Below are 25408 nucleotides of genomic sequence, written 5' to 3'. Positions count from 1 at the left end.
TTCACCGGGAGCTACCGTCCCCGGCGAAGGTGACCGCGAGCCGGCTACCCTTCAGCTCCACCACCCCGATCTGACGGGTGTCCATGTACGAACGGATGAACTCGGTCATCGCCGGATTCGGAGTGACCTCGACGCCGTCCGCGGTCCGCACGACACGTTCGAGTTGCATGGCGGTCATGAAGCCGTGCATCTCGTCGGTCCGGTTCGCCTGGTCCCGACGGACCACGGTGGCGGGTTCGGTCAGGTACGGGTTCGCGGTGTCCACGATCAGCACCACCCGGGGTGTCGTCCCCTTGTGCCAGACCTCGTGCTCGAACGAGTCGTCGAAGGTGAAGCTGGCCCCCTCCTCCCACCGGCGTTCCCGGTCACCGACGCGAATCCGCGCCTCCGGGTCGGTACGGACGCAGAAGTGGGTTCGGGCCTTGGCGTTCGTCGGCCCGCAGTGGGGGGCGATCCAGGTGCCGGGTTGCAGCCACGACACCATCACGAAGCCGTTGCCGGCCACCGTCGCCTCGGGGATCGCGGCCACCGCCTCGGCGGTCGCCGGCAGCAGGTCGCACGCCCGGTCGAAGCGGCGACCCCGGTCCCACAGCATCAGCTGGTGCCATAGGCCGCCGCGCACGCTGGACCCGTCCAGCCCGGCGGTGGAGAAGCCGGCCCGGGCCGGATCGGCGATCCCCTCGATCTCGGCGCGGATACGGGGCCAGTGCAGGCGCAGGTGGGACGTGAACCAGAAGTCGTCCGGCTCGAAGAACGCGCACCGGCGGGTGGTCGGGTGCAGCTCGATCGGACGTTGCAGCCGTTCCGCCCAGAGCCCGTCCGCCACCGCCAGGTCGGCGATCTGGTACGCCGGGCCGGTGAGCCCTTCCCCGAGCAGGTCGCAGATCAGGCTCTCGTACCGCTTGCGCAGGCGGCCGGCGGCCTCGGCCGGCACCGCGCCGGCCGACCGTGCCGCCACCGCGGCTCGCGGGTTCATCCGGCCTTCTCCTCGGCGTCGGTGGGCATCAGGTCCCGGTCGTCCGGCACCGCGAAGCCGAGCCGGTCGCGGCAGAACCGCTCCCAGGCCGGGGTGACCTGGTCGAAGACGACCTGCTCGCCGGGCCAGACCGAACGGGTCACGGTGAGGTCGTGGTGCAGGAACAGCACGGCGTCGCCGGCAACGTCGGCGGCCGGAGACGGCCAGCCGTCGAACGCGACGAGTTCCGGCTCGGGGTACGCACGGCAGTACGGCTGCCACGTTCGCTCCCGGTCGTCCACGGCCCGGATCGCCTCGACCACGGCGCGCCGGCCGGCGGCCAGCGCGATCTCGTACGGCGTGTGCCCGTCGGGGCCCTCCTCGTGCGGGTCGGCACCGGCGGCGAGGAGCCGCTCTACCAGCGTGACGTCGCCGCGCCCGGCCGCGTGGTCGAGGGCGCTCCACCCGTCGTCGTCCCGCTGGGTCGGGTCAGTGTGGGTCATCGTTCCTCCCGATCCGATTCCGCCGGTTCATCGGGTGCCCGGCCGGGCGTCGCGGCCCTACCGAGAACCAGCCGCCCGTCGCGCAGTTCGACCGAGTCGGCGCCCTGCCCGTCCAGGTACTGGACCACCTGCCGGGCGCTGGCGGGATCGAGGTCGGCGCGGACCGCGCCGCCCGCCCGTTCCACCCGGCGCAGGCCCCGGTCACGCAGGAAACCGGCGGCGCGTTCCTCGAAGGTGCCCTGACCGGCCATCAGCAGGTCCAGCTCCACCGGGTCGAGCGCGGGATGACACACGTCCATGAGCAGGATCACCCGTGGCAGCTCTCCGTCGTGCCGCACCTCGTGCTCGAAGGAGTCGTCGAAGACGAGACAGCGGCCCTCCTGCCAGGTCAGCGACTCGGTGCCGACCCGCATCCGCGCGCCGGGAGGTACTCGCAACCCGAGGTGTACCCGCAGCCGGGCGTTCGTGCCGCCGCAGTGCGGCCGGATGCGGGTGCCCGGGTGTAGCCAGGAGAGGGTCACCACACCGATGCCGGCTGCGGCGGCCTCCGGGATGCCCTCGATGACCGAGGCGGTCACCGGGAAGCGGGCGCACGCCTCGGCGAACCGGTGCCCGCCCTCGTAGAAGGTGACCTCCTCCCACCGGCCGGTGCCGACCAGTGCGGCGTCGGCGGCCACGAATCCGGACCGGGCCGGGTCGGTGACCTGGTCGACCTCCGCGCGGATGCGCTGGTAGTTCTCCTCCAGGTAGGAGCAGAACCAGAAGCCGGCCGGGTCGTATACCGGCCGGGGTGGCAGCGACGGCAGGTAGTGCTCCGGGCGTTGCAGCGGGTCCCGCCACAGACCGTCGGCGACGGCGAGGTCGGCGTACCGCCGGGCACCGTCCGGCCCGGCTTCCTCCGCCAGGGTTTCGATCAGCCGGTTGTAGGCGCTACGCGCCGCCGCCGACCAGCGGGGTGGGGGCGACATCGGGACTCCTTCCGTGCGCAGGGGGCGGTCAGCCGCGTCCGAGAGCCAGACCGTGGGTCATGGTGTAGGCGAGGTGGGTGATGTAGGCCCGGTGGATCGTGTCGACCTCCATCCGGAACCCGGTGTCGTCCTCGACGAACCGGCCGCCGCACTCGGCGAGCAGGGCGAGCCAGGCGGCGAAATGCGGGGTACGTCGCAGGTCGGCGAAGGTGAGCCCGGTCAGAGTGTGCAACCGCGTGTAGTCGACCCCCTCCCGGGTCATCAGGGCGCCGCCGACCAGCGCCGTGAGCCGCTGCGGCCGGTGCAGCGAGAACCGTTCGACGTGGGCGAACTCGCGCGGCGCGGCCAGGTAGCCGGTGTAGTCGGCGTTGGGGTTGAGCAGCAGGTGGTGCCCGAGGACGGACTCGGTGCCACTACCGAACCCGATCTTGTCGCCGCTGAGGTCGTACTTGTAGTTCCCGTCGATGTCCTCGTGCCGGGCGTGCCGCACCCAGTACCCGTGGCAGTACTCGTGATATCCGGCGTCGCCGAGCATCCCCATCGCCAGTTCGTACGAGTGGATCATCGACTCCCGGTCCCAGGCGCGCAGAATTTGCCGGTCGAGTTGCATCGCCATGACGGTCCGCGGTGTGGCCCGGTACGGGTACACCGAGACGTGCGGCGGATCGAGGGCAAGCAGGGTCGCCAGTGTGCGGGCCAGCGCGCCCGGATCGGTCTCGGTCGGGAAGCTGCTGATCAGGTCGATGTTGAAGTTGTCGATGCCGGCGCGGCGCACCGCGTCGACCGCGGCGAGCACCTGGGCCGGATCGTGGCCCCGGCCGGCCCGGCGCAACTGGTCCGGGTCGAGCGACTGCGCCCCGATGCTGACCCGGTTGACCCCCAGCTCGCGCATCGTGGCGAGCTTCTCGTCGGTGAGGTCGTTCGGGGTCGTCTCCATCGACCACTGCACCAGCCCGGACAGGTCGAACGATTCGTCCAGGGCCTGGTGGATCCGGCGCGTCTCGTCCGGCTCCAGCCGCGTGGGCGTGCCACCGCCCCAGTACATGACGTGCGGCCGGTAGCCGAGCCGGGTGAGTACGGGCCCGTAGAACCGGATCTGCTCGCACAGCGCGTCGAGGTACGGCCGCCGCCCCGTCGAGTCGGTACGCAGCCGGTGCACCGGCACGTCCGCCACCCAGTCACAGAAGTGGCACTTGGTGGCGCAGAACGGAATGTTGACGTACAGCTCCAGCGGCGGCCCGGTCCGGGCTGCCACGACCTCGGCGACGGCCGCCAGCAGCCGGGCCGACGGCAGCCGGCCGGCCGGACCGTCGCCCCCGCCGGGGTGCCCGGTCACCGTGCGCCCCGGCGGCCGACCACGTACCCGGGCAGCACCAGGCGGTCGAGCCCGCCCTCGACGAGGGTGTGCAGCGCGTCCGACGGAGTCTGCGCGATCGGCTCACCCCTGGTGTTCAGGCTCGTGTTGAGCACCATCGGGACACCGGTGCGGGCGGCGAAGGCCCGGATCAGATCGTAGTAGGCCGGATTGTCCGACCGGGCGACCGTCTGCAGCCGGGCGGTGCCGTCGACGTGGGTGACCGCGTCCACCCCAGGGCGCAGCACTGGCGCCGCCCGCAGCATGAACGGGCTGTCCCGGATGCCGAACCACTCCACCGCGTGCTCGTCGAGCACCGCTGGTGCCAGTGGCCGGAAGTGTTCCCGGAACTTGATGGTCGCGTTGATCCGGTCCCGCATCGCCGCGTCCCGGGGGTCGGCGAGGATGCTGCGGTGTCCCAGCGCACGCGGCCCGACCTCGGCGGCCCCGTCGAACCAGCCGATCACCTCTCCGGCGGCCAGCAGGTCCGCCGCCCGTTCGACGTGGTCACCGGTCGGCTCGACGACGATCCGGTCGCCGTGCTCGGCCAGTGCCCGCCGAACCGCGGGCTCCGGATACTCGGGGCCGGCGTACATGAGTTCCGCCGCGGTGTACCCGCGTCGCGGATGGCCCAGCACGTGATGCCAGAACCACAGCGCGGCGCCGAGCGCGGTCCCGTCGTCACCACACGCCGGATGCAGATGAATGCGTTCGAACCCCGACCGCCGGAAGGCAATCTCGTTGGCGACCACGTTCAGCGCCGTCCCGCCAGACAGGGCGACCGCCCTGGCCACGCCGTTGCGCGTGGCGTAGTGGGCGAGTTGGTCGAAGACCACGCCGAGCTGCCGTTCGAGGCCGAGCTGGATGTAGAACGCGAGGGTCGCGTTGAGTTCACGGCCGGCGACCGCCACCGGCCGGGGGTCCTTCTCGGCCAGGGCCAGCAGCTGCGGAAACGTCCGCACGTCGGCCGCCTCGGCGGCCGGGCCGTCAGCCGGCCTACCGTAGGGCGCCAGCGCCATGACCTTGCCGGCACCGACGATAGCTGAGCCGAACTGGAGGTTGGCGACCTGGCAGTAGCCGATGTTGGCGTTGAACCAGGCGTCGAAGTCGATCAGCGACGGTTGCAGCCGGTGGTCCCGGCCGACGAACGCCCGGCATCCGGTGGGGTCGATGGCCAGCGCCACACCGGACTCGAACGGCGAGGTGTAGTAGGCGGCGGCGGCGTGGATCAGGTGGTGGTCCGGGTTGACCGTGCACGGGATGCGCCGGCCGCGGATCCGTACGGCCGTGTTGGTCTGGTTGACCCAGAACTCGAACCAGGTGTGCTTGAGATCCGATCCGTGCATGACTGGAATGTCAGGTGAGTCCATGTTATGCAGATTGCATAGCAGCACGTGGTCCACGTCGGCCAGGTCCACGCCGGCTTGGGTGAACAGTTCGTCGAGATCGTCCTCACGCAGGCCCGGGTGCTTCTTCAGCCGGGAGAACCGCTCGGTGGTCAGGTACCCGGCGATCTCACCGTCGACGAGCAGGACGCCGGAGCCGTCGTGGTTGAAGTTGATCGACAGGATGACCCGGGTCGACCGGGACCGGTCACCGTCCATGCTGTACTCCGCTCTGGTCGGCGTGCAGCTGCTCCGTCGTCGCCGCCCATACCGGGGCGAGTTCGAGATCGGTGAGACAACGAGGGTACGGCCCTCGGGGCGAGCGGTACGGCACCACGCAGTCGTACGCGCAGCGACGATCGGCCACCCCGTCCACGGTGTGGGTGATGGCCTGACAGGGATAGCGCAGCGAGACGCCCCGATGCCGGGGGTACACCCGGGACCACAGCGTCTCGGTGCCGGTGGGCCCGTAGAGCACGACCGTGGGCACACCCAGGGCCGCCGCGACGTGGGCCAGGCCGGAATCGTTGCCCACAAGCAGGTCCAGCCCGGCCAGCAGGTTCGCCGTCCGGTTCAGCGGACGGCCGACGTCCAGATGGACCACCGCGTCCCGCCGGATCGCCCACACCCGCTCACGCAACGCGGTCAACTCCGGCAGCTCGGCCGCCGTACCGAGCAGGTACAGGCTCGCGCCAAGTTCCCCGGTGAGCCGCTCGCACAGCGCGTGATAGCGCTCCAGCGGCCAGCGGCGGTTCCAGTGTGGTTGCCCACCCGGATGGACGCCGACGCGCGGCCCGGGCGCCACCAGTTCGGGCACCGGCTCGGGGCGCACCGCCAGCGGCGGGACCGTCTGTTCCGGGGCCGGCGGCGAACCGCCGAGCGCGCGGGCGAAGGCGCACGCGTAGTCGTACAGGTCGCAGCGGCCCGGTGGAGCGGGCAGCCGGACCCGAACGGTCAGGTCGGCGTCGGACGCCAGTCCCCGGGGCAGCCCCACCCGCGCCCCGATGCCCGCCCGCTCGGCGTGGCCGGCATCGATGGTATGCGAGCCGGGATCGACGACACACAGGTCGAACCCGCGCCCGGCCAGCCGAGCCACGAACTCGTCGTACGGGTGCGCGTCCGCCGTGGTCGGGTCGGGACAGGGCAGGACGTGGCTCACTCCCAGGTGCAGATCCAGCAGTTCGGCGAAGCGGCGGTACAGGCCCGCACCGACCACCAGCGTGATCTCGGCGCCCGGCCAGACCCGCCGCACCACCTCCAACAGGATGTTGCGTTGCACCAGGTCACCCAGGCCCGGCCGGTGAAGCTGGGCGAAGAGGCAGACACGCCGGACCGCGGGGACGGCGGGCGAGGCCGCTCCCGATCCGACAAGGCCGTCACGGCTCAACGACGCGCTCCAGCCGGCCCTGTCCGGTGAACGTGGCCAGGTCGATGTCGGCGACGCAGCGCACGTCCTCAAAGTCGAGATTCAGGGTGCCTTCGAGGTGGACGGTGCCGGTACCCGCCGTGAAGTCCGCCGCCGTCCGGTCGGTGGCCCCGGCGTCCACCCGCACCCCCAGTTCGGTGCCGCCCACGGTCCCGGTGAACCGGACGAACACGTACCCGTTGTCCAGCGCTTCCCTGAAGGCCGCCGGGCCGCGCTCGAGCCGTGGCACCGCCTCCACCGGATGCAGCCCGGCGCTGAGGCGGTCCACCAGGGACGGCCCCTCCTCCAGCTCGACGAGGTCGTCCTCGTACCCGTCGTCGGCGTGTTCCGCCATGTAGCGGCGCAGGCTCAGCGGCCGCATGTCGGTCCACACCTCGTCGATGTGGGCGAGGCACTCCGTACGGAGACCGGTCACCCCGGACGGCCGCCAGCCGTCGGGCAGGTCTTGGTCGACCGGCCAGATCGAGTACTGTTCCTCGTCGTTGAGCACGACCTGGTAGGCCTGTTCGTCCGACTCCATCGTCTCGGTCACTGTCGCTCCTCCGGTTCGTCCTCCGGCCGGGTCCTCCCGGCCGCAATCCGCGCGTCGACCAGGTCCCAGCCCGCCTCGCCCGCCATGCCGACCACGACCCGACGCGGACCGGTGAACGGTTGCCGGCCATGCGCGGCGAGCAGGTTGTCCACCAGCAGCACGTCACCGACCTGCCACGGCACGGACACCTCCTCGGCCGCATAGGCGGCGGCGAGCACGTCCCGCGTGCCGGGGTCGATCGGCCGGCCGTCGCCGTAGTGGACGTCGTGCGGCAGATAGTCCGCCCCGACCTGCGAGACCAGCGCCACGCGCAGTTCGGGCGGCAGGGTGTGCGGGTGGAAGAAGGTGGCGTGGTTGAACCAGACCTGCTCACCCGTGACCGGGTGCACGGCGACCGCGGGCCGGGTCTGACGGGTCCGCAACACCCCGCCGGGCCGCCACCGCACCTCGATGTCGTGGTCGCGGCAGTACCTCTCCACCTCCGCCCGGTCCCGGGTACCGAACGCCTCCGGCCAGTCCAGACCCAGACCGCCGCCGAAGGTGCGCAGATACGTGACACCCAGGTCGACGAATGGCCGCCGGACGGCAGGCGGGATCCGTCGCAGTACCCGGCGGACGTCGGCGAGCGGGGTGGCACCACCGGTGGCCGGCGCGGTCAGGCAGCCGAAGACCAGCAGCCGGGGGAAGGTTGACTGGTATGAGTTCTCGTTGTGCAGCGGGATGTGCTGGTCGCTGGGGTGATCGGTGGCGGTGTAGACGCGTTCGGCGAGTTCGGTGCGGGGCGTCGAGCGCTCCGTGTACGGCCGCCGTGGCCCGGCCAGGGCGGTGGCCACGTCGCCGAACGAGTCGAGGGTGACCCCGAACCCGCGGAACAGAATCGCTCCCGCCTGGTGCAGCCGCGCCCGCAGCTCGCCGGAATGCGCCGCGGCGTACCCGGCCAGCGACGTGCCGGGACGCGTCGTCGCCAGCTCGACCGGCAGCCCGTACCCGGCCGGTGCGCGGTGTTCCACCACCCCCCACGGGTCCGCCGTGGTCCGGTCGACGCGGCGGCGGCGCTGCCCAGCGACCGGACCGCGGGCACCGCCGGTGGGCGGGCCGTCCACCGAACTGCTCGCTAGGTCGCCCATCAGGCCGTGCCAAGCGGTACGCCGCCGAGCAGGGCGTGCACGAACCGGTCCTGGGCACCGAGGGCGAACAGGTCGGGCAGCGGGTCGGTGTCCATGGCGCCGACCGGGCAGAGTCCGAGCCCGTGCTCCGCCGCCACCTGCCCGAGCAACTGCGTCATCGCACCGGCCTCGAACACGGTGAAGTCCCAGGCCAGGTCGGCGTAGTCGGTTTTGCTGATGGCCGACATGCGCCCGACCAGGTACAGCGAGAACGCCGACTGCCGGAAGGCGGCCCTGTTGATCTCCCGGTGCGCGGCGGCAGGCAGGGCACCGGCCGGATCGAGCACGATGAGCCGATCCTGTCGCGGGTGGTAGTAGTAGCTGCCGGCGGCCAGCCCGGTGACCCCGCCCGGCGTCACGAGCAGGTACACCTGTACCGGGTAGCTACCGCCTGCGGACGGGTACCAGAACTTCTCCGCACCGCGCGAGCGAATGCTCCGGGTGGCGCCCAGCAACGCGCCCAGCGCCGCGAGTGACACCGGTTGCGCGGCGAAGGCCCGGCTGGTCCGTCGGCGCCCGATCCGCTCGTCGGCGACACCGCCGAGATCGACGACCGGCCGGTGGTCGAGGTCGTCCCGGGCCGCGCCGACCGGCCGGACGGTGTCCGGGGCCGGTGCCGGCGACTCGGTCGCCAGGTGACTGCCGACGATGACCGCGATGGTGGGAAACGCCAGCAGTTCCTCGACGTCCACCGCGATGCCGGCCTCCTCCTCCACCACGCTGGCCAGCCGAACCAGTTGCATCGAGCTAGCGCCGAGGTCCATCAGGTTCGCGTCCGGCTCGATGTCGGCCACGTCGAAGATCCGGCTGGCCACCGCCGTCACCCGAAGCATGAGTTCCGTCGTCCGGTCGCCGGACGGCGCGGCCGGGGTCGGGGTCGGCGGCGTGACGACCAGCGGCACCACCACGTCCGGGCCGGCGGCCAGCGCCACCCGGTCCACCCGCCCGTCCCGGGTCAACGGCAACGCCCCGACGATCTCGGTACGGGCTGGCAGCAGGAAGGGCGACACCCGGGTCCGCAGGTAGGTGTTCAGGTCGGCGGCCGAGAGCACGACGCCGTCGCGGGGCCGGACGAACGCGGCCGCCCGGCCGTCGACGGCGGACACCACCACGACGGCCTGCCGGACCGCCGGGTGCGTGTGCAGGGCGACCTCGGTGTCCCGCAGGTTCACCGTACCGCCGCGCGCCGCAAGCTGCGTCGTCTCGTCGCCGACGACCTCGACCAGGCCGTCCGGGCGCAGACGCCCGAACAGGTCGGTCGGCAGCAACGCCTCGCCCGTCTCCGGGTGGGTCACCGTCCCGCCCGACACCGCCGGGACCGGTTCGCCAAGCAAGCCGCCGGCGTACAGCCGGCCCGTCACCCACACCGGGCAGGGGTTGCGCGCCTCGGAAAGGACGTACAGCCTCTGGTTCGCGACCGGGGCGCCGACAGGCACCGAACGCCAGTCGTCGGCGACCGTGGCGACGTCGTACAGGACGGTGAGCGGACCAGGCCACACCGGCGCGGTCGCGTACAGCACCGTCAGGCCCCGACCTGCGGCCTCCCACAGTTCGACGACCCGGCCGGGCGCCAGCCACCCGCCGTGCACGACCACCGCCCGCAGGGTTTCCGGCAACGGATCGCCGGTGCGCGCCAAGTGGGCCAGCAGGTCGTCGAGCATCGCGGTGGTCAGGAAGCACACCGTGACCCCGTCCCGGCGCCCCTGCGCCAGCCACGACCCGGGATCGTGTCGATGGTTTTCGGCGGCGCAGACCACGCTGGCGCCGGCGAGCAGCGCGCCGAAGGTCTCGTGCAGCCAGGTCCCGGACTCGGCCGGGGCCAGGGCGAGCACCCGGTCCGCGACGCCGAGGCCGACCCGGCGGTTGACCTCGGTGAGGGCGTTGAGCAGTACCCGGTGCGAATAGCCCAGCCAGGCCGCCACGGTCCCGGCGGGGGCGGGTCGGGGCAGCAGGAACGCCGCCCGGGAACCGTCCGACGCCGGCGGGTCCACGGACGCCGCCGCAGCGGGCGGGTCGCGCCGTGGGGTCAGCACGGTCACCTCACTCGGCCAGGTCGGCCGCCCGGACAGCCCACGCTGCGTCACCACCACGGTCGCCCCGGATCCGGTCGGGGCGGCCCGTCGACCGGCGTCCGTGCCGGCGCCCGGCGGCGGCAGCGGCACGCAGACGCAGCCGGCGCGCAGTACGGCGACGGCGGCGGCGAACTGCTCCCAGCCGGCCGCGACGTCGAGCAGGACCCGATCCCCCGGCTTTACCCCCGCCGCCGACAGCTGCCCGGCGAGGTCGACGACGTGGTCCCAGAACCGTCCGCGGGTGACGACGTCCCAGAGGTCGCGCAGAGCCACCTCGTGCGGACCGGCCACGACGGCCGCGGCACCCAGGGAGTCCAGCGTGCCGGCCGGGACAGGCGCGACGACGCCGTTCACCGCCGCAATCAGCTCGCGCTGCTCCTCGGGCAGGGAAACGAAGACCGGATGCTCGGTGCTAGTCATCGGCGGACACCTCGACGGTAGCGGACGGATGGGACGTGTCCGCTCCGGCGGCTGGCCCGGCCAGGCTACGGAGCAGACGGTGGAAGGCGTCGATCATGGTCTCGACCAGGCCCGGCGGGAAGGCGTCGGCCGCGTAGTCCCAGGTGCAGACCAGTCCCCCGGAGTGTTCGGTGACCTGGTGGTCGAGCAGAACCTGCGGCGTCTGGCTGAGCGCGTACACCGGGCGGGCCGTCCACCCGGCCACGGCGGGCTCGTCCCCGCCGGGCAAGAGCGCGCTGGTGAACACCACCGGCATCATGGTCTCGCCACCGCCAGCGGGGTCGCGGCGCAGCATGCGCAGGACCTCAACGCCACTCACGGCGCGGTGTTCCAGGTCCGTGAAGATCTGTCGCTGGATCCGTGGCGCGATGTCCCAGAAGGAACCGCCGCTGTGGTCCATCGCCAGCAGGGTGGTCGTGGTGAAGTCCCCCACCAGCGCGTCGACCTCGGGATGCAACGGCAACCGGTCGAACGTGGTCAGGTTGACGGTGAAGCGGGGCCGTTCGCTCCAGCCGGCGAGGACCTGGCCGAAGGCGGTGCAGAGTAACGCCGACGGTGTGACCGCGGCCTGCGCGGCCCGCTCCCGCAACCGCTGCCAGGTCGGCCGGTCGAGCTCCACCGTCCGCCGGGTGAAGGCCACCGCGGTCAGCTCCTCGGGCCGGCGCAGCAGCGGCAGCGCCGGTGGCGGTGGCAGGTCGGGCAGCCGCCGCCGCCAGTACCGCAGCGCGGCGTCGTTCGTCTCCTGCCGGCGCCGACGGGCCGCCGCCGCGTAGTCCCGGAACGTCAACCCGAGCGCCGGCGGGTCGAACGCCGAATCCGTGTAGCGTGCCTGAAGCTCGCCGGTGAGCAACTGGATGCTGCGGGCATCCACCATCATCAGGTCGATGCTCAGGTACAGCCGGGTCACGGTCGCGTCGAGACGCACCGCGTACAGCGCGAACAGCGGCCACCGGCTGACGTCGCGCACCTCGTGGGAGAGCCGCTCACGCAGCCCGTCGAGCTCCTGCCGGGCCTGCTCCGGCGGGAGCGCGGACAGGTCGGTGACCGGAATCTGGTAGGGCGGGACGGCCGGCAGGACCTGTTGCCGGCCGTCCGCGCGGACCACCGTGCGCAACGCCGGATGCCGGTCGACCAGGCCACGCACCGCCGCCGCCAGTCGTGCCACGTCCAGGTCGACGACGTCGAACTCCAGGTAGCTGTGCGTGGCCACCCCGCCGAGCGCGCTACCGACACGCCGGCCCAGCCAGTACGCCTGCTGGATGTCGGTGAGCGGGAACGGCTCGAACGCCGATGCCGGGTCGGGCTCGACGGTGACCACCTCGACCGGCGGGGTGGCCGCGGCCCGGCGGGCGGCGACCGCCGCCGCGAGCGCGGTGACCGTGGGCGCGTCGAACAGGTCGGGCAGCGAAACCTGGACCCGACACCTTCGCCGCAGCAGGTCGAGCAGTCGGACCGCCACGATCGACGTGCCGCCGAGGGCGAAGAAGTTGTCGTGCGGGCCTACGTGCTCGACGGGCAGGATCTCCTGCCAGAGGTCCCGCAGCTGCCGGACGAGTTCCTCGGGCGCGCCGGCCTCAGACCGCCCGACGTCGGACGTAACGGGCGAGCGGACCAGCTGCTCCAGCGCCTCGTGGTCGACCTTGCCGTTGCCGGTCAGCGGAATCCGGTCGCCGACGGTCCAGGTGGTGGGCCGCAGGTAGTCCGGCAGGACCTCGGCGACCCGCCGACGCAGGACGTCCAGATCCGGTGCCCGGCCGGCGGCCGGCACCACGAAGGCGGCCAGCCGCCGGCCGTGATCGGACGAACCGAGTGCCAGCACCACCACGGCGCCGACCATGCCGGTGCGCTCGATCGCCGTCTCGACCTCGCCAAGTTCGACCCGGAATCCGTTGACCTTCACCTGCCGGTCCGCGCGGCCGAGGAACTCTAGTTCACCATCGGGCAGGTAGCGGGCGAGATCCCCCGTGCGGTAGAGCCGCTCCCCGGTGCGGGGGTGGGCGACGAAGGCACGCGCGGTCAGGTCAGGGTCGTTCCAGTAGCCACGGGCCACGCCGGCGCCACCGATGTACAGGTCGCCGGGAACCCGGTCGGGCCGGTCGTCCAGCGCGGCGTCGAGGACGTACATCCGCTGGTTGGCCATGGGACGGCCGTACGGGATGCTGCGCCACCGCGGGTCGACGCGCCCGATCGGGTACCACACCGACCAGATCGAGCCCTCGGTCGCCCCGCCGAGGCTGATCACCCGTGCGTCGGTGAGCGCCCGGATCCGGTCCGGCAGCGGCACCGGGATCCAGTCGCCGCTGAGCAGCACCACCCGCAGCGGCTCCAGTGCCCGCGGGTCGCCCGCCTCAGCCCGGTCGACCAGCAGACAGGCCAGGGCGGGTACCGAGTTCCACAGCGTCACGCGTTCCTCGCGGACCAGGTGGAGCCAGTGTCCAGGGTCGCGGCGGCCGGCACGGTCGGGCAGGACGACGCACCCCCCGACGGCGAGCGGCCCGAACAGGTCGTACACGGCGAGGTCGAAGCTGAGCGAGGAGACGGCCAGCACCCGGTCGGCGGGTCCCACACCGAACCGCTCGTTGACGCAGTCGACCGTGTTGGCGGCGGACCCGTGGTCGATCGCCACGCCCTTCGGCTCGCCGGTGGAGCCGGAGGTGAAGATGACGTAGGCGAGGTCACGCGGTGACGACGGGCAGCTGACCGGCCCGGGTCCGTCGCTCAGCGCGGTGTCGTCGTCGACCGCGACGACCCGGGTACCGGGAACGGGCGGCAGGTCCCTGCGCAGGGACGTCTGGGTCAGCAGCACCCGCACCTGCGCCCGCCGGGCCAGCGACTCGAAGCGCCGGGACGGCAGTCGCGGGTCCAGCGGCAGGAAGGCGGCGCCGGAGTACAGGATGCCCAGTGCCGCGACGACCTGCTGCCATCCGGTGCCCGTGGCGACCGCCACCAGCATGTCCGGCCGCACGTCCAGGGCCTGCAGCGCGTGGGCGACGCGGCGCGCCCGACGGTCCAGCTCGGCGTACGTCATCCGGACGTCACCGTCCACTACGGCCACCGCGGTGGGATGGCGACCGGCCGCGGTGACGACCCGGTCGTGCAGCCGGCGGGCCGGCAGCGGGCGGGCGGTGTCGTTCGCCCGTGCCCGGACGACGGCCTGGTACGGCGGGAGGGAACACCGGATCGGGCGGCTCCACTCCTCGGGCCGCTCGGCGAGGCGTACCAGCATCTCCTGGTACGCGGCGAACATGTCGTCGAGCACCCCGGGGGCGAACTGCTCCTCCACCGCGTCCCAGTTGAACAGCAGCTCGCCCGCCACCTCGCTGACCTGGTGGTCGAGCTGCACCTGCGGGGTCTGGGTGATCCCGTAGCGCAGTTTGCCGAGGGTGTCCCGACGCGTCGGAGCCGTGGCGGCCACGGCCATCGGCAGGTTGGAGGTGAAGACGACCGGGGTGACCGGTCGCGGGGCACCGCCCTGGGCGAGGGTCCACTCCCGGAGCACGGTGACCGCGCTGACCTCGGACCGGTCCAGGTCGGACCAGAGCCGGTCCTGGAGGGCCCGGGCCCGTTCCTCGAACGGCGCCGGCGTGCGGTGGTCGACCTCGAGCAGGGTGAGTGAGGTGAAGTCGCCGACGATGTCGGCCAGCTGCGGGTGCAACGGGGCCCGGTCGAAGACGGTCAGCATCAGGCAGTAGTGCGGCCGTGTGCTCCACCGGGTGAGAGTCTCGGCGAACGCGGCCAGCAGCACGCCCGAGGGGGTGAGGCCGCAGGTGGCGGCCCGCCGCTTGAGCGCCGACCACGTGGCCTCGGCCAGCCGGCCGTCGCGGCGGCGGAACTGCGGCCGGTGGGGACCGGCCGGCTGACCGTTGGGCAGGTCGGGGCCGGTCGTCGGGGCGGCCGGCAGGTCGGGGCCGGGCGGCAGCGTCGGGATCCGGGCCGACCAGTATTCCCGGGCCTCCCGGTGCCCGGCGTCGCCGTGCCGGGCCGCCCGGTGCAGCACCCAGTCCCGGAAGTCGACGGTCAGCTCCGGGAACTCCCGGTCCGGCTGGTGGTAGCGCTGTGCCAGCTCGTCCATCACCAGGCCGAAGCTGAATGCGTCGCAGACCAACGCATCGACGCTGACCGCCAGCAGCCCTCGGGGCGGTCCGCCGGCCGCCGCCCGGCCGTCGAGCAGGCAGGCGCGCACCTCGAACAGCGGCCAGGTGTGCGGGTCGAGCAGTTGGTGGGACATCTGTCGGCGTACCGCCCGCAGCCGCCGCTCCCGCTCGTCCGCGTCGAGCCCGCGCAGGTCGTGGATTGTCATCGGATACGGCGGCACGTCGGCCAGCACCTGCTGGGTGCCGTCCGGGCGGAGCACCGCCCGCAGCATGGGATGGCGCCGAACGACCGTCCGCAACGCGGCCAGGAACCGCTCCGGGTCGAAGTCGTCGACGTCGAACTCCAGATAGGCGTGGGTGGAGACACCACCGAGCCGGAGGTCCTCCCGCCGGCCGACATAGTAAGCCTCCTGCACCTCCGTCAAGGGGAATGGCTCGTGCCGGCGGGCGGGGTCGGGTACCAGCGGTACGGCGGCGGGACCCGACCGCTCCAGCCCGGCGACCCGGGCGGCTAGGGCGGCCACGGTCGGCGCGGCGAAGACGTCGGCCAGTTGCAGGCTCACCGACATGCGCTCGGAGAGCAGCCGGACCAGTTGCGTGGCGAGTACCGAGTGCCCGCCGGCGAGGAAGAAGTCCTCATCGCGTCCCACCGCCGCAACGCCTAGCACCTCCCGGAACGTGGCGGCGACCACCGTCTCGTCCGGGCCGCGCGGGGCGTCCTCACCCCGGTCCGGGTCGGGCCGGACAGTCTCCCAACGCGCCGGGTCGCCGTCCGCGGCGGCCACCGCCATCCTGTCGACCTTGCCGGTATCGGTACGGGGCAACTCGTCGACCACGACAAGCCGCGACGGCACCAGGTAGGAGGGCAGCCGGCCACGCAGGTAGCCGACGATCTCGGCCGGGTCGACCGCCCCGTCCGCCGCCGCGACAAGGTACGCGACCAGGGTCGGTGCCCCGACGACGTCCGGCGCTGCGATGACCACGGCGGACCGTACGGCGGGGTGGCGCAGCAGTTCCTCCTCCACCTCGCCCGGCTCGACGCGGTGCCCCCGGATCTGCACCTGGGCGTCGGCCCGGCCCAGGTAGACCAGTTCGCGGTCGGCGCGGCGGCGAACCACGTCCCCGGTCAGGAAGACGCGCGTCCCGGGCGGACCGCACCGGTCGGGCCGGAACCGCGCCGCGGTGTCGCCCGGCTGGCCGTGGTACCCGCGAGCGACGGCGTGGCCACCGACCCGGAGCACGCCCCGGACCAGGTCGTCCACGGGTCGACCGGCGGCGTCGCCCACCCAGGCCGTGACACCGTCCACCGGCCTACCGATCGGTGCGACGTCGCCGACCGGTGCCGCGACCTCGGCGGCCGTGGCATCGGCGGCCACCTCCGACGAGCCGTAGAGGTTGAGCAACGCAGTGCCGGGCAGTGCCCGCAGGAACCGCTCGGCGAGCCCCACCCGCAGCTCCTCGCCGCTGGTCAGCCAGGTACCCACCCGCGTCAGCCGGCCCCGCAGGGCCGGCGGCAGGTCGAGCAACATGGCCAACAGGGCCGGGACCACCAACAGCCGGTCGACCCGTTCGGCCACGAGCCAGGCGGTGAACCGGTCCGGGGCGGTGACCAGGGCATCCGCCGCGACCACGAGGGTGGCACCAGCGGCCAGCGGGCCGAAGGTCTCCGCGATCGAGTCCACGAAGGACAACGGGGTACGCGCGGCGCACCGCTGCGCGCCCCGGACCGGGTACGCCCGCTGCATCCAGCGCAACCGGTTCACCATGCCACGGTGGTGCCCGACGACCAGTTTGGGCCGCCCCGTCGACCCCGACGTGTGGATCAGATAGGCGGCCTGGTCAGGGTGCACCGGCAGGTAGAGGTTCCGGTGATCGCGGGCGGTGATCCCGCCCGGGTCGAGATCCAGTGGCACCGGACGAAGGTCGCCGGGCAGGACGGCGGCGAGCGCGGTCGTGGTGACGGCGGTCCGGGCCCCGGCCGCGGCGACTGTGGCGGAGAGCCGGGCCGGCGGGTGGTCCGGGTCCAGCGCGACAAAGGCGGCACCGGCCTTGAGAACGGCGAGCCGCGCGGTCACCGACTCCGCCGAGCGGGGCAGGCAGACCGCGACCACGTGTTCGGCCAGGACACCGGCCGACCGGAGCCGCCGGGCCGCGCGGTTGGCCGCGGCGTTGAGCGCCCGGTAGGTGAGGTGCCGGTCGCCGTCGCGCACCGCCACGGCGTCCGGCGTACGGGCGGCCTGGTCCTCTACCAGCCCGTGCACCGAGCCGGCGATGGTTTCCGGCCGGTCGCCGTCCGGCGCGCCGGGCAGCAGGTCGGCGCAGGCGACGTCGGGTGCCCCGACGATGCGGGCCAGCACCGTCCGCAGGTGCCGCCCGAGCAGGGCCACGCTGTCCGCGCCGAGCAGGGCGCGATCAAACTGGAAGGCGACCTGGAGGCCGTCCGGGCCGGTGCCGACCTCGATAACGAGATCGAACGGCGTGTTGCCCAGCCGGAGGTCGTGGGTACGGGCCGCCAGCCCGGGCAGGTCGAGCCGGGGCGCCGGCAGTTGCGGGGTGCACAGCACCCTGATCGGTCCGGTCGGCCCGGCCGACCGCTCGGTCCGCAGCAGCTCCCGCACCCGCTCGTAGGGCAGTTCCTGGTGCGCGTACGCGTCCTGGACCCGGCGACGGACGTGTGCCCAGAGCTCGCGGAAGCTCGGCTGGCCGGCAACAGTGAACCGCAGCGGGAGTACGTTGACGAAGTAGCCGACGACGCGTTCCCACTCCGGCCGGGTCCGGCCGGCGGCGAGCGTCCCCACCACGATGTCGTCCTGCCCGCTGACCAGGCGAAGTACGGCCACCAGCGCGGCCAGTACGAGCATGAAGGGGGATCCGCCGGTGGCCTGCCGCAGTTCGTTGAGACGGCCGGACAGCTCCCGTCCGATCGCGACGGTGAGGTGGCCGCCCCGGTGACCGCTGGTGGACGTACCCACCCCAGCGGACGGCGGGCCTCGCCGAGCGCTGACCGCCGGGTCCGGCCGGGGGGCGAGCGGCAGGTCCAGCCGAGGCAGGTCGCGGACCACCGCCCGCCAGAAGTCGGTCAGCGCGACGAGTTCCGCCCCCTCGATCCGCTCCCGCTGCCACCGGGTGTAGTCCGGATACCCCGCCACCGGCGGTCGCACACGCCAGGGCGTACCGGCGGTGAGGCTGGCGTAGCAGGCGGACAGTTCCGAGACCAGGATGCCGTGCGACCAGCCGTCGGTGATCGCGTGGTGCAACACGAGCAGCAGGCAGTGATCCGCCGGGCCGAGCGCATACACCACGGCCCGCCACAGTGGGCCCAGGTCCGAGTCGAAAGGGCGGCGGGCCTCGACGCGTGCCAGCCCCACCACCAGCGCCGGCAGGTCGTCGTCGTGGACGGGCTTCGCGCCCCCGGCGGCGGTGAGGTCCACCAGGCGCAGCGGGACCCGGGCGGCGGTGGACACCACCTGCATCAGCCGACTGTCGACCAGGTGCAGGGTCGTACGGAGAGCCCCGTGCCGCCGGGTCAGACGCAGCAGGCTCGCGCGCAGTGCTGGCAGGCACAGCGGCCCGCGTAGCCGGATCACGGTGGCGTAGGCGTTCTCCCCCGCGTCATCGCCGATCCACATCCGTTCCTGCCCGGGGGACGCCGGCCAGGAGCCCGAGGTGGCGGCGGTCGCGGTGGTCGGCCCCGCACTCAGCCGGCGGCGGACGACCGCCTCGAAGTCGCGGCGCTGCTGCGGGGTGAGGGCCTCGATCCGACGGGCGAGATCCGGCGGGAGCGCGTCGCCGGTGAACACGTCAGCCATGGCCGGCCGCCTCGACCGTATCGGATGCGCGGTCCTCCCGGTCCGCGCCGTCCGGCCGGTCCGGATGCTCCTCGCGGTCCGGGTCCGCGACGGTGAACCGGACCACGACCGACGGCTCCGCCGTCCCGCCGTGCAGGTCGACCGGGGTGGTGGCGGAGACGATCACGCACCGGCCCGGACCCCAGTCGGTCGGGCTGCCGGCGACGCGCAGCGTGCTGCCGGCGGGCACCCGCAGGCCGTACCAGACGACCAGGCATCCGGCGTCGGCGGACGGCTCGACGGTCAGGTCGGCGGGCAGTTCGGTCGCCGGTGGCAGCACCAGCAGACTCACCGCGCCGGACTCGGGCAACGTGGCCTCCGGCACGCCGAGCAGGACGTCCCGGACCACCGGGCAGCCGGTGTGCGCGCCGGACAGCCACCCGCCGCCGGTGAACAGCGGGATACGGTGCGGCGTCGACTCGGGGTCCGGAAGCCCGGCCAGGTCGCCGAGCATCCGGTGCCGGTTCTCCGCCAGGTAGCCGGTGAACCAGAACGTGGCCGGGTCGCGCGGCCCGACGGCGGCCCCGCGGCGCAGCTTCTCCGCCTCGGCGATCCGCTGCGGCGTGGTACGCAGGAACAGGGCGTGGTCGCCGAACGACTTCTGCCGGGTCATCCGGTGTCGCTGGTATGTCGCGTCGAACGGCGCCTTGTAGTCCTGATAGTGCAGGTGCTCCACGAAGACGCCGGGCACGGCGTGCAGCCGCCCCGCCCGCTCGGCGATGTCGAAGACCCAGGTCTCGACCTCCCACTGGGAGAACACCGTGGGCACGAAGTAGCCGAGGGTCTCATACCAGGCGCGGGTGACGATCGGGAAGTCCCGTCCGCCCTCTGGGTACTGCCCGCCGTCGAAGTACAGGCAGAGCAGGCCGTCCGGATGGGGTGCCGACAGTTCGGTCACTCGGGCGTCGAGGGCCGCATCCCAGCCGTGGTCGACGTAGAGCTGGTCGTCGTTGGCCATCATCAGCAGCTCGCCGGTGGCCGCCGAGGCGAGGGCGTTCCAGGCGGCCGGTACTCCGACCGGATCGCCGACGAGCAGCTCACACCGGCAGCCGGCGAGCGTACCGGAGGCGAGCAGGGCACGGTAGCCCGGCAGCGCCGGATCGTCGCGGTCGACGTAGAACAGCAGCTCGATCCGGCTCGGGTCGGCGGCGGTGCGAGCGACGCTCCGGACGAACCGGCGCACCTGCGCCAGCCGGTTGCGGGTCGGGCACAGCAGCGACAACCGACGGTGCGAGCCGTCGGTGGCGGGGCGGCGGCGGTACGCCCACCGGCTGCGCAGCCGGCGCACCTCCAGCAGCGGCCGGTGGTACAGGTGCCAGCGGGCCGACAGGCTGGCGTTGAGCACGGTGACGACCCAGGCCCGCCCGCTGCCGGGCTCGCGCAGGGCGCGGGTCGCGACGTCCTGCAGGGTCCGGGCGCGGTACCGCCGCAGATGGCCGGCGAGCAGCCGCAGCAGGTCGGCGACCGGCCCCTGGTCAGGCATCGGTGTCCACCCCGCCCCCCGGCACCGTACGGCGGCGGGTCGAGCCGAGCCGTGACCCGGCCTCCTCCCGCAGCGCCTGCCGCTGGTCGTCCCGATGGCGTGCCCAGGTCAGGCGGGCGGTCTCGGCGAGCGCGGCGAGGCGCTGGCCGGGGTCGGCGCCCACGGCCCCGATCGTGGCGGCGAGCACGGCCAACATCCTTTCGACGGTGGGGCGGTCCAGCCGGCGCTCGTCGAAGCGGGCCCTTAGCGCCGGCCCGGTGCCCGGGGTGTACTCCAGGACCAACGGGTACCCCTCCTCGACCACCACCGACAGCCGGTCGATCCGCAGGTCGGCGATCTCGTCGCCGGCACCGATCCAGGTCGGGAAGTTCTCCACCACCACGATGCTGTCGAACAGGCCGGTGCCCTGGCCGAGGCCGACCTGCCGCTCGATGTCGCTGAGCGCGTCACGCTGTCGGCTGCGTACCTCGGCCAGGCCCGCCCCCACGCCGTGCAGCCAGTCCAGGACGGCCGTGTCCGGCGGCGTCGCCACCCGCAGCGGAAGGGTGTTGACGAACATGCCGATGCTCTCCGTCACTCCGGGCAGGTGCGGCGGGCGGCCGGCGAGCGTAGCGCCGTGCACCGTCTCCCGGGCTCCGGTACGTAGGCCGAGCAGGAGGGCCCAGGCGGCGTGCACCACGGCGGCGGCGGTGACGCCGTGGTCGACCGCGAGGGCGGCGAGCGCCTCCGTCACCGGCGCCGGAAGCGCACGTTCCGCCTGCGGCCGGGGTGCGGTGGTCACCTGGCCGTCCACGCAGCCGGGCCCGGCGATCCGGGTGGCCTCGGTCAGGCCGACGAACCGGCGTGCCCAGAACCCGTCCGGGGCGCCGGCGCCGCCCAGCTCCTCGACGTACTCCAGGAAGGACGGGCGGCGTCGGGGGGCCGGCGGATGGCCGGCCCGCAGCCGCCGGTAACAGTCGAAGACGTCGCGCAGCACCAGTTGCTGGGACCAGCCGTCCAGGATCAGATGGTGGTACGTCCAGACGCACCGGTACTCGGACGGTCCCTCGGCGACGAGGGCGAGTCGCATCAACGGGCCGTGCTCAAGGTCGAAGCCCGCCTGCCGGTCGGCGTCGAGCAGCCGGGCGAACGACCGGTCCCGGGCTGCCGGCCCGGCGTGCCGGTGGTCGACGAAACGCACGGGCAGCCGTAGCTCGGCCTCGACCCGCTGGCTGGCCCGGTCGCCGTCACGCCAGCGGATCACGGTGCGCAGTACCGGGTTGGCATCGAAGACGGCCCGCCAGGCGGCGGCGAACGTGTCCTGGTCGAGGTCACCCACCAGCCGGCAGGACACCTGTATCAGGTACGCCCCGGGCGTGCTGCCGCCGACCGCGTGGTACAGCATGCCATGCTGAAGCGGGGTGAGCGGGTGTTCGCCGCCGGGATCCGGGCCGTCGCCCGCCGGCCGGGCCGTGGTCGCCGTCATCAGGGCGGCGACTGCCCGGACGGTTCGGCCGGTGAGCAGCTGCTCCGGTTCGAGCTGACGTCCCGCCTCCTGGGCGCGGGCCACCACGACGATGGCGTGCACCGAGTCGCCACCCAGCTCGAAGTAGTCGTCGTCGATGCCGACCCGGTCGACGCCCAGCACCTCCTGCCAGATGGTGGCCAGCACCCGTTCGTCGTCGGTTCGCCCGGGCACATACTCGGCCGACGCGCCGCCGAGCCGGGCCAGGTCGGCGAGCCAGTGGGCGGGAAGGTCACCGGGCTGAGAGGAGGGCTCGCCGAACTCATCGTCGCGGGGCATCGCCTGCTCCTTCCTTTCCGGCGGTCGGTGCGCCGGTGACCGCCGACGGTGCCACGACCGCCGCCGCGTGCGGATCCTCGACCAACACGCGCAACGCGACGGCATAGCGGTCCGCGATCGCCTCGACCTGCCCGGTGCCGAACTCGCGCGGGTCGTACTCGAGCAGCACCGTCGGCCGCCGCTCCGGGCCGGACAGGTGCACGTGCGTGGTCAGCGGCAGGTAGGTCTGGTCCGGTGCGTGCAGGTCACCCAGCGGCACACCGGTGATCGCGGCGAACCGGTCGTACAGGTGGAAGTGGGTGAACACGAACAACGTGTCGAACAGCCGGGCCGCGCCGAAGCGACGCTGGGCCTCGACGAGCGGGTACCGGCGGTAGGGGGCGAGCCGGGCCTCCGCCCGCCGCATCGACCGGACCAACTCGCCCCAGCTCTGTTCGCTGGCGGCGACCCGCAGCGGCAGGATGTTGTTGAACATGCCCACCGTCGTGTCGCCGCCGGGGCGCTCCGGTCGCCCGTTGGCCTGCAGGCCGGTCACGACGTCGTCGGTGCCGGCCAGTGCCCGCACCACCGCCACGTGGGCCGCGAGCGCCACGTGCTTGACACCGGCATTGAGCCGGTGCGCCAGCCCGGGGATCGAGGCCGCCACGTTCGGCGGCACCGGGACGACGTGGCGTCGCTGGGTACCACCGGTGCCGGCCGACCCACGGGGTATCCGGGTCGGCCGGGCGCCGGCCAGTTCCCCGGCCCAGAACCGGCGGTGCTCGGCCGACCGGATCGCGGCCTGCTCGGCCGCCACGAAGTCGCGGTACTCCGGTGCGGGCGGGTCGGAGCAGGCGGAGTCGGAGTGGCCTGCGGCGGGTCCAGCCGGGCGGAGGCCGTCCGCGCCGCCCCCGGGATCGACCACGCCCGCAGGGGCGGGGGCGGAGAGCCCGCAGTCGGCCAGAATCTCGGTCAGCAGGGTCGCGTCGCACCAGCCGTCGAGGGCGAAGCTGCTCACGGTGAACCGGAATGTGGCGCCGTTGTCGTGGGCGGTGAAGCGCACCAGCGGACCGGTCGCGGTGTCGAACAGGCGGTGCCGCTCGGCGGCCAGCCAGGCGGAGATGGCCAACCGCTGCTCGGAGCCGGGCAGGTCCCGCAGGTCGACCAGATCCAGCGGAACCGGCACGTCTGCGTGCACCAACTGGACGGGCTGGTCGAACGAGGTGAGGTCGAAGGTGGAACGCAGGTAGGCGTGCCGCCGTACCGCGCCGGCGACCGCCCGCTCCAGGGCACGCGGGTCCAGCGGCGCCGGTACCAGCACACTCGTCAGGTACACCTCGTAGTCGGTGCGGCCAGCCGCCGCGACCGCACGGTTCGGGCCGCCGAGTTGCCGGGCCAGCAGCGCGCGCTGACCCATCGAGATCGGATACGCGTCGACCAGGCCGGGTCGCCCGGCCGCCGCCGGGCACAGTTCGAAGGCCACGGTCACCGGTTCAGGTGGCACGTCCGTTCCGGTCCGGTGGCCGATCTCGGCGGCCAGCCCCCGGATGGTCGGGTACCGCAGAACATCGGTGACGGTGATCGGCAGCCCGCCCGCCCGTGCCGCGGCGACCAGCCGTAGCGCGTGGATCGAGTCGCCACCGAGGGCGAAGAAGTCTGCGTCGACGTCGACGACGTCCACGCCGAGGAACGCCGCCCACAGCCACCCCAGCACGCCGTGGACACCGGTCGTGTGGGCGGGCGTCCCGACGGCAGGCCGGACCGGTGCCGGCAGGGCGGACCGGTCGAGCTTGCCGTTGCCGGTGGTCGGCAGCCGGTCGACCGGAATGATCGTCGCCGGGACCAGGTACGCCGGCAGTTGCGCGCGCAGTCGCTCCCGGACGGCGTCCGGATCCGGTGCGACCCCGGCCGCCATCACCACGTACCCGACCAGCGTCGGCTGGCCATGCCGCGCGGCGACCACGACCACGGCGGCGTCGACCACCCCGGGCTGGCGGCCCAGCGCCGCCGCCACCTCCCCGGGCTCGACCCGGTTGCCGGCAATCTTCACCTGCTGGTCCGCCCGGCCGAGGAACTCCAGGGCGCCGTCGGCCCGGAATCTGGCCAGATCACCGCTGCGGTAGAAGCGGGCACCGGGTGCGGCGTCGACGACCGGTACGAACCGCTCGGCGGTCAGCCCCGGGGCACCGAGGTAGCCGCGAGCGAGGCAGACGCCGCCGAGGAACAGTTCACCGGGCACCCGGTGCGGCACCGGGCGGTGGCCGTGGTCGAGGACCCGGCATTCGACGTTGGCGATCGGAACGCCGATCGGCACCGGCGCGTCCGGGTCCGCGGCACACCGCCAGGCGGTCACGTCGACCGCAGCCTCGGTCGGACCGTAGAAGTTGTGCACCTGCGCGCCGAGCACCTGGGTGGCCCGCGCGGCCAGCGGCCCGGTCAGCGTCTCACCGCTGGACACGACCAGCCGCAACGACCGCACCGCCGCCGGCTCAGCAGCCGCCTCGGTGACGAACTCCGCGAGCACCGTCGGCACGAAATGCGCGACCTGCACCCGCTCCGCCCCGACGACGTCCAGCAGGTGTCGGGGGTCACGGTGGCCGCCCGGGCCGACGACGACGGTCCGCGCCCCAACCGTCAGCGGCCAGAAGATCTCCCACAGCGACACGTCGAACGTGAGCGACGTCTTGTGCAGCACCCGGTCCCCGGGTGCGAGCGGGTAGGTCTCCGCCATCCACCGGATGCGGTTGACGATCGCCGCGTGCGGCACGACGACGCCCTTGGGGGTGCCGGTCGAGCCCGAGGTGTGCAGCACGTACGCGGCCTGGTGCGGATGGACCCGGACCGGACCCGGTGGCGTCGGCCCACGGCTACCGAGGCCGGCGGTGCTGACGACGGGCAGACCGAACCGGTGGGCCCGATCGACCAGGTCGTCGTGGGTCAGTACCAGCCGGAACCGGCCACGGCCAAGGAGCCCGGCCAGCCGCTGGTCCGGTTCGTCGGGATCCAGCGGTAGCACCGCGCCGCCCGCGTAGAGGATGCCCAGGTACGCGACGACGGTCCGGGCGCCCCGCCCGGCGAGCAGCGCCACCGGCTCGTCCGGACGGACACCGTGCCGCCGCAGCCGGGCGGCGAGCCGCAGCGCGGCGGTGTGCACGACCCGGTAGGTCAGTTGCCGGCCGACCTCGCCCGCGTCCACGAGGGCGACCGCGTCGGGTCGGGCGGCGGCCGCCAGCGCGACGAGCTGCCCCAGCCCGGCAGCCGACCGGAGTCGGAACGCGCCGGCCGCCACGTCGAGCATCCGGCGCCGGCCGACCGGGTCGAGCAGGGCGAGCCCGCCGACCGGTCGGGTCGGCCCGGCGGCGACCTCGGTCAGCAACCGTTCGTAGGCGTCGGCGAGGGCC

The 25408-nt window shown here is 73.4% G+C and carries 12 protein-coding genes and 1 pseudogene (1 of these 13 only partly in view); all 13 read right to left on the bottom strand.

Features of this window, described 5'->3' with window-relative positions; genetic code table 11:
- Window position 1: 1 nt before the first annotated feature.
- Window positions 2-976, bottom strand: coding sequence for an aspartyl/asparaginyl beta-hydroxylase domain-containing protein (locus tag GA0070558_RS23910; RefSeq protein WP_091283782.1), 975 nt, complete (start codon window positions 974-976; stop codon window positions 2-4).
- Entirely contained in the window at window positions 973-1458 is a 486-nt protein-coding gene (locus GA0070558_RS33915) for an ankyrin repeat domain-containing protein (RefSeq protein ID WP_091283780.1), read from the bottom strand. The genes GA0070558_RS23910 and GA0070558_RS33915 overlap by 4 nt, the downstream gene beginning before the upstream one ends.
- Window positions 1455-2426, bottom strand: coding sequence for an aspartyl/asparaginyl beta-hydroxylase domain-containing protein (locus GA0070558_RS23900; RefSeq protein WP_091283778.1), 972 nt, complete (start codon window positions 2424-2426; stop codon window positions 1455-1457). The genes GA0070558_RS33915 and GA0070558_RS23900 overlap by 4 nt, the downstream gene beginning before the upstream one ends.
- Window positions 2427-2454: 28 nt before the next feature.
- Complete coding sequence (locus GA0070558_RS23895) at window positions 2455-3762, bottom strand: coproporphyrinogen-III oxidase family protein (protein ID WP_091283776.1); 1308 nt, start codon at window positions 3760-3762, stop codon at window positions 2455-2457.
- Window positions 3759-5384: a carbamoyltransferase C-terminal domain-containing protein gene (locus GA0070558_RS23890; RefSeq protein WP_091283773.1), complete on the bottom strand. Its 1626-nt coding sequence runs from the start codon at window positions 5382-5384 to the stop codon at window positions 3759-3761. Before GA0070558_RS23890 ends, GA0070558_RS23895 begins: the two co-directional genes overlap by 4 nt.
- Window positions 5374-6444: a glycosyltransferase family 9 protein gene (locus GA0070558_RS23885; protein WP_176734351.1), complete on the bottom strand. Its 1071-nt coding sequence runs from the start codon at window positions 6442-6444 to the stop codon at window positions 5374-5376. The genes GA0070558_RS23890 and GA0070558_RS23885 overlap by 11 nt, the downstream gene beginning before the upstream one ends.
- Before the next feature lie 475 nt (window positions 6445-6919).
- Window positions 6920-7111 (bottom strand): annotated as a pseudogene (locus GA0070558_RS34570) (MbtH family protein); the annotation flags it as partial.
- An 8-nt stretch (window positions 7112-7119) separates the two neighbouring features.
- A complete protein-coding gene (locus GA0070558_RS23875) occupies window positions 7120-8250 on the bottom strand; it encodes a TauD/TfdA family dioxygenase (protein ID WP_091283769.1) in 1131 nt (376 codons plus the stop codon).
- Window positions 8250-10781, bottom strand: a complete 2532-nt coding sequence (locus GA0070558_RS23870; RefSeq protein WP_091283767.1) for an AMP-binding protein — start codon at window positions 10779-10781, stop codon at window positions 8250-8252. Before GA0070558_RS23870 ends, GA0070558_RS23875 begins: the two co-directional genes overlap by 1 nt.
- Window positions 10774-18723 carry a non-ribosomal peptide synthetase gene (locus GA0070558_RS23865; RefSeq protein ID WP_091283764.1) on the bottom strand — a complete coding sequence of 2650 codons (7950 nt, stop codon included), beginning with the start codon at window positions 18721-18723 and terminating at the stop codon, window positions 10774-10776. Before GA0070558_RS23865 ends, GA0070558_RS23870 begins: the two co-directional genes overlap by 8 nt.
- The gene (locus tag GA0070558_RS23860) at window positions 18716-20245 is read right to left on the bottom strand and encodes a hypothetical protein (protein ID WP_091283761.1); all 1530 of its coding nucleotides are present in this window, start codon (window positions 20243-20245) and stop codon (window positions 18716-18718) included. The genes GA0070558_RS23865 and GA0070558_RS23860 overlap by 8 nt, the downstream gene beginning before the upstream one ends.
- Window positions 20238-22028: a condensation domain-containing protein gene (locus tag GA0070558_RS23855; RefSeq protein WP_176734350.1), complete on the bottom strand. Its 1791-nt coding sequence runs from the start codon at window positions 22026-22028 to the stop codon at window positions 20238-20240. The genes GA0070558_RS23860 and GA0070558_RS23855 overlap by 8 nt, the downstream gene beginning before the upstream one ends.
- A protein-coding gene (locus tag GA0070558_RS23850) for a non-ribosomal peptide synthetase (RefSeq protein WP_091283757.1) crosses the window boundary here: on the bottom strand, window positions 22012-25408 show its 3' portion. 3311 nt of this gene lie beyond the right edge of the window; only the last 3397 of its 6708 coding nucleotides appear in the window; its start codon lies off the right edge, out of view — the gene reads right to left on this strand; it ends in the stop codon at window positions 22012-22014. The genes GA0070558_RS23855 and GA0070558_RS23850 overlap by 17 nt, the downstream gene beginning before the upstream one ends.

This window comes from Micromonospora haikouensis (assembly GCF_900091595.1).
Lineage (GTDB): Bacteria > Actinomycetota > Actinomycetes > Mycobacteriales > Micromonosporaceae > Micromonospora > Micromonospora haikouensis.
The sequence above is the reverse complement of the archived record's forward strand: the minus strand, read 5'-3'. Positions and strand labels throughout refer to the sequence as shown.

Coding starts and splice junctions, on each gene's coding strand:
- GA0070558_RS23910 (WP_091283782.1), bottom strand. CDS start 976: ATGAACCCGCGAGCCGCGGTGGCGGCACGGTCGGCCGGCGCGGTGCCG.
- GA0070558_RS33915 (WP_091283780.1), bottom strand. CDS start 1,458: ATGACCCACACTGACCCGACCCAGCGGGACGACGACGGGTGGAGCGCC.
- GA0070558_RS23900 (WP_091283778.1), bottom strand. CDS start 2,426: ATGTCGCCCCCACCCCGCTGGTCGGCGGCGGCGCGTAGCGCCTACAAC.
- GA0070558_RS23890 (WP_091283773.1), bottom strand. CDS start 5,384: ATGGACGGTGACCGGTCCCGGTCGACCCGGGTCATCCTGTCGATCAAC.
- GA0070558_RS23875 (WP_091283769.1), bottom strand. CDS start 8,250: ATGGGCGACCTAGCGAGCAGTTCGGTGGACGGCCCGCCCACCGGCGGT.
- GA0070558_RS23870 (WP_091283767.1), bottom strand. CDS start 10,781: ATGACTAGCACCGAGCATCCGGTCTTCGTTTCCCTGCCCGAGGAGCAG.
- GA0070558_RS23865 (WP_091283764.1), bottom strand. CDS start 18,723: ATGGCTGACGTGTTCACCGGCGACGCGCTCCCGCCGGATCTCGCCCGT.
- GA0070558_RS23860 (WP_091283761.1), bottom strand. CDS start 20,245: ATGCCTGACCAGGGGCCGGTCGCCGACCTGCTGCGGCTGCTCGCCGGC.
- GA0070558_RS23855 (WP_176734350.1), bottom strand. CDS start 22,028: ATGCCCCGCGACGATGAGTTCGGCGAGCCCTCCTCTCAGCCCGGTGAC.